The organism is Bradyrhizobium sp., from assembly GCF_049581145.1.
In the GTDB taxonomy this organism is placed as follows: domain Bacteria; phylum Pseudomonadota; class Alphaproteobacteria; order Rhizobiales; family Xanthobacteraceae; genus Bradyrhizobium.
This window is the reverse complement of the sequence record NZ_JBAURI010000698.1, coordinates 1-4,166: the sequence shown is the minus strand read 5'-3', so window position 1 is coordinate 4,166 and position 4,166 is coordinate 1. Positions and strand designations below refer to the sequence as shown.

The 4,166-nt window shown below is 63.9% G+C and carries 5 protein-coding genes; 1 reads left to right on the top strand and 4 read right to left on the bottom strand.

Annotated features, from left to right (window positions below):
* The coding region (locus WCB02_RS22745) for a heme-binding protein (RefSeq protein WP_423961641.1) at positions 1-241 on the top strand (241 nt) is incomplete at its 5' end.
* A 56-nt stretch (positions 242-297) separates the two neighbouring features.
* Here the strand turns inward: WCB02_RS22745 and WCB02_RS22740 are convergent.
* The 4 genes from WCB02_RS22740 to WCB02_RS22725 all read right to left on the bottom strand — a co-directional run bounded on the left by WCB02_RS22740 (position 298) and on the right by WCB02_RS22725 (position 3,830).
* Positions 298-531 (bottom strand): hypothetical protein, encoded by a 234-nt coding sequence (locus WCB02_RS22740; RefSeq protein WP_423961639.1) that lies wholly within the window; start codon positions 529-531, stop codon positions 298-300.
* A 735-nt stretch (positions 532-1,266) separates the two neighbouring features.
* Positions 1,267-1,527, bottom strand: coding sequence for a hypothetical protein (locus tag WCB02_RS22735; protein ID WP_423961637.1), 261 nt, complete (start codon positions 1,525-1,527; stop codon positions 1,267-1,269).
* 103 nt (positions 1,528-1,630) lie between these two features.
* On the bottom strand, positions 1,631-3,007 hold the full coding sequence (locus WCB02_RS22730) for an alpha-amylase family protein (protein ID WP_423961636.1): 1,377 nt from the start codon (positions 3,005-3,007) through the stop codon (positions 1,631-1,633).
* A 523-nt stretch (positions 3,008-3,530) separates the two neighbouring features.
* Positions 3,531-3,830: an STAS domain-containing protein gene (locus tag WCB02_RS22725; RefSeq protein WP_423961634.1), complete on the bottom strand. Its 300-nt coding sequence runs from the start codon at positions 3,828-3,830 to the stop codon at positions 3,531-3,533.
* Positions 3,831-4,166 lie beyond the last annotated feature (336 nt).

The window sequence follows — 4,166 nt, the reverse complement described above, 5'->3', positions numbered from 1 at the left end:
GGCGTATACCGCCGTGTCGTTCAAGACCGACACGCTCGCGCTGGCCGACCGAGCCAAGGGTGAGGATTCGATTGCGCCGCTCGCCAAGCTGCCGCACGTCATGTTCTTCGGCGGCGGGGTGGTGATCAAGCTCGGCGATGAGGTCATCGGCGCCATTGGCGCGGCCGGCGCGCCAGGCGCCAAGCTCGACGACGGCTGCGCCCACGCCGGACTCGACAAGGTCCGCGACCATTTGAAGTGAATTTGGCGGCGATCGGGCTGCTGGCCGCGACGCCGTCGTCGTCGGCGTTCCATCGATCAGCAGGCGGCGATCGCGCCCAGATAGACCGCGTTTCGCGCCTTCCAGCGCAGCAGATCGGCTAACCGCTGGACCGGCCTGGAGATTGCGTTCGCCGACGAAGCCCTCCGCCGATTGGCGCGCCGCTCGATATACGGGCCGTACAAGACATCCATCCGGCGCTCATGCAGCAAGGCGCCGGCTGCCGTTGCCGCGAAAACAAATCCCACCAGTCCGATAATCTCGATATCCATTTGAGGCCCCACCACATGTTGCTCGGACTTCTCATACAGTAGGGATTTTAAGGTCCGGATCTCGGCCGGCGACGCAATTGATCAATCCAGTTGGCAGATCGTTAACCACCGGGTCGCTTGCGCGGCGACTGAGCCGCCGCCGACCCTGTCCGGGTGTCGTGGGCGCCGCACTTGCGGCGGATGCGCCACCAGCGGCGGCGGGATCGGCATCGAAGCCCGCAGGAGTGGCTCGGCCGCTACCACGGCACCGTCGGCTGGTAAGGCTAATGATTATCGGTAACTTCGGCGCGGGTTTCCAGGAAGCGGTCGCCCGCGGTAGAAGGACGCTCGAAGAAAATTAACGAGGCGTTCAATGCGTTTGTTAAGCTCTCATCAATCCAGCAAGCCCAAATCCGGCAAGCAAAAATCCGGCAAGATTCGGCGAGCGCGCCTGGTCGATTTCGTCGTCGCTGCTTCGCTATTGGCGGCAGCCGAGCCTGCGTCCGCGACGGCCTGGGGACATCTGCGAAGTCCGTTCTCAGCCGAGAGCGAGCGGCTGGAGCGCGCGAATTTTGCGGCCGAAGAACGCTCGATCCGCCGCGAGGCAGGAGCGGGATCCTGGATGGTCTCGTGCACGGCGCGATATCGGAGCCGAGCAGCCTGCTGGCCCTTCGCGCGCTGAGAATAGCCGCGCCGGTGCGTATCAGTCGCGCCGACGCCGCGTGTCTGCCCCCGCGCGGCGCGGCCGTGCGGGATCTATTGGCCGGAGCTTGACGTCGGCTTGATCGAGCCGGTGACGTCGGAGTGGTTGGTGCCGGAGCTTTGGGCGTGGTGCTTCTTCGTTGCGCCTTTTGTGCCCTTGGCGGTCGCGGCCGGCTTGCTGATCGAGCCGGTGATGTCGGTCGTGCCTGCCGGCGGTGTCGACTTCAACATGTGTCCGGCGGTCGCCGCCTGAGCACATTCGACCGTCGCAACGAGCGCCGCGACGCCAATAAGACTGTGCAATCGTCTGTTCATGGCCCCAGCCTTTCGAATCGAATCACTGGGCGAGAATAGATCACCACGGGCGAGAGCCAAAGGCGCTCGCTGCGCGGGATGTGCACGTTGCCGGTCTTTGTTGCTAATTTTCCGCCAGTACTCCCCAACCATGGGCAGGGATCGCAACTTCGCTCGCGGCACCATTATGGCTGATGGTGCAATCTCCGGCCAGTCTGCAGACAGCGGCTGGGAGCGCGCGCCAGACCGGCGCGTCGGCGACGTTCAGCGCGACCCAAAGCCGCTTGTCTTCATGGAAAACCTCGAAGATGAAATCGGTGTTGTGAAGCTCGGTTGCACGGCTGCGCGCGCGGCGCAGCCACGGATGCCGGCGCCGCAACCCGATCAGCTCCTGATGCAGCCGGTAGGTCGACCAGCCGTAGGGCGCGAGCTGCGCCGGTGTTGCCGGAAATGCCGGTCGGATCGCGTCGTCGCCTCCGGCGCGGTGCTCCTTTCGTCCGCGAAAAGCCTGCTCGTCGCCAGCGTAGACCGAAGGCGTGCCGGCGCACAGCATCAGGATGACCAGCGCGTGCGCGAGATGCCGCTCGTCGTCGAGCTGGCTCGCGATCCGCGTGACGTCGTGATTGCCGATGAAGGTCTGCGGCACGAAGCTGTCGAGCAGCGCATTGTGCCGCTCCAGCGCCCAGGCGAGCTCGAAGAAGTTGCGATCGGTCAGCGCGCTCCAGGTCGCCTTCCAGAGCTCGTATTGCGTGACCGCATCGACGCCGGTTTCGCGAACGAAGGCTGCATAGTCGCCGTGGATCACTTCGCCAAAGATATAGGCGTCCGGATGGTGGCTGCGGACCTCCGGCAGGACGCGTCGCCAGAACGCCCGCGGCACCGCATAGGCGGCGTCGAGTCGCCAGCCGTCGGCGCCGCGAGCGAGCCAATGCGACATCACGCGCGCGACATGGTCGGCGACCATGGGCTCGTCATGGTTGAGGGCAACGAGCTCGCGATGGCCCTCGAAGGTCGCGTAATCCGGATCGTCGCCGGGCGGCGCGTTCGCGGGCCAGGTCAGGCGAAACCATGCGGCCTCCGGCGCATGAGGTCCGCCTGCGACCGCGCGCCGAAATTGCGGATGGTCGCGGCCGACATGGTTGAATACGCCGTCGAGCACTACGCGCAGGCCGCGGCGATGCGCGGCGGCGATCAGGTGATCGAAGTCGGAATCGTCGCCAAGCCGACGGTCGATCTGAAAATGATCGATCGTATCATAGCCGTGGGTCGATGACGCGAAGATCGGCGCAAGCAGCACGCCGGACACGCCGAGGGTCACGGCATAATCAAGCCACGCGGTCAATTGCGGCAGGCGGTGCAAGATACCTTCGCCCGCCGGCGCATCAGGTTCGGCGCCGACAAAGCCGAGTGGGTAGACGTGCCACCAGATTGCGTGCGCGACCCAGTCGCGCGCGAGTTTTTCCGTGGCGCGCGTTTCCAGGACATGTTCACTCGGGCCCATTGTCGCCTCCCCCAGTGCCGGGTTCTGGATGTCAACGCATCCACGATGACAAGCCTTGTGGTCGAACATATGGAGACATATCCCCCGTTGGACAGCTCCCCGCAACTCCGCGGACGGAAGCGCACCGTCACGACGTGAGGCAATCGGTCAGCAGGTCCCCCGGCCGAGGCGAGTCATGATCAATGACTGTGCAGAAAAAGCAAATCGGGAGATGATTGGCGGACCCGGTGATGTCCAATCCGCCGTCATCGACGACGGCAAAACGACTGGCGCGGCAGGTTGGCGATCATATCGACAAGCAATAGCGGATGCTGGCGCGACCGCAGCGGGAGTCGTCGCGTGCTGCTGTCACCGAAGATTGCAACCGTTCCCCGTGGCATCATGATGTCGGAGCCCCGAAGGGCGCGCGATAAGGCGGACGCTTCCGAACCTGCTCGCAGCGATGACCAACCGCCTTTCACGGAGCAGTCGGGGGCCGGGTCGCGACCCAGCGGGCCGCTCCCCCTCGATCTTCACTTCGCGATCACGCCTCGACGGTGAACAGTTTGTTGAACTTGGTAACACTGAACATGCGCTTCACCTGTCCGGCGGGATGCATGAGGATCAGCTCGCGCTCGCTTTTCTTGGCCTCGTCCCGCGCCAGCAGCAACATGCCCAAGCCGGCAGAATCGATGAATTCGAGCTTCGACAGGTCGATGGTGACAGCCGCTCCCTTGGTCTGGAACAGCTCCGTGATCACATCCTTGAAAGGACCCTGGTCGATGAAGGTGAACTCGCCGCTCACCGCTATGCGCCCGGCGTTCCGATCGACTGCTATTTCCATTCCTGTCCTCCTCGAATCATCCGATTGGTCCCCTCGACGATGACGCTAGACTGGTCGCCGTCCCTCGCGCGATCGAGGCGGCTGTTTGCCCAAGGCGGCCGTGATGGCAGCTATGCAACAAGCCGTGACCGCTTTTCGCCCAACGTGAAGCGATCAGCAGCCTGTTTATCCATTCCATCCGTCGAGGTCTCCGACAGGAGTCCTCGTTGTTCGGTCTGGGCCGAAAAGCGTTTCGCGAACCGTTCAAGCTTGCGTTCCGAGCTGTTGTCGGACTGTTAAATCCGGGAGCCGTACAAGTACGGTCTCGACCTCCGCGTACCGGCCTGGTCCAGCATC

What these genes read in the sequence shown, in the direction of transcription:
- WCB02_RS22725 (WP_423961634.1), bottom strand. Translation starts at nt 3,830, where the DNA reads ATGGAAATAGCAGTCGATCGGAACGCCGGGCGCATAGCGGTGAGCGGC.
- WCB02_RS22735 (WP_423961637.1), bottom strand. Translation starts at nt 1,527, where the DNA reads ATGAACAGACGATTGCACAGTCTTATTGGCGTCGCGGCGCTCGTTGCG.
- WCB02_RS22740 (WP_423961639.1), bottom strand. Translation starts at nt 531, where the DNA reads ATGGATATCGAGATTATCGGACTGGTGGGATTTGTTTTCGCGGCAACG.
- WCB02_RS22730 (WP_423961636.1), bottom strand. Translation starts at nt 3,007, where the DNA reads ATGGGCCCGAGTGAACATGTCCTGGAAACGCGCGCCACGGAAAAACTC.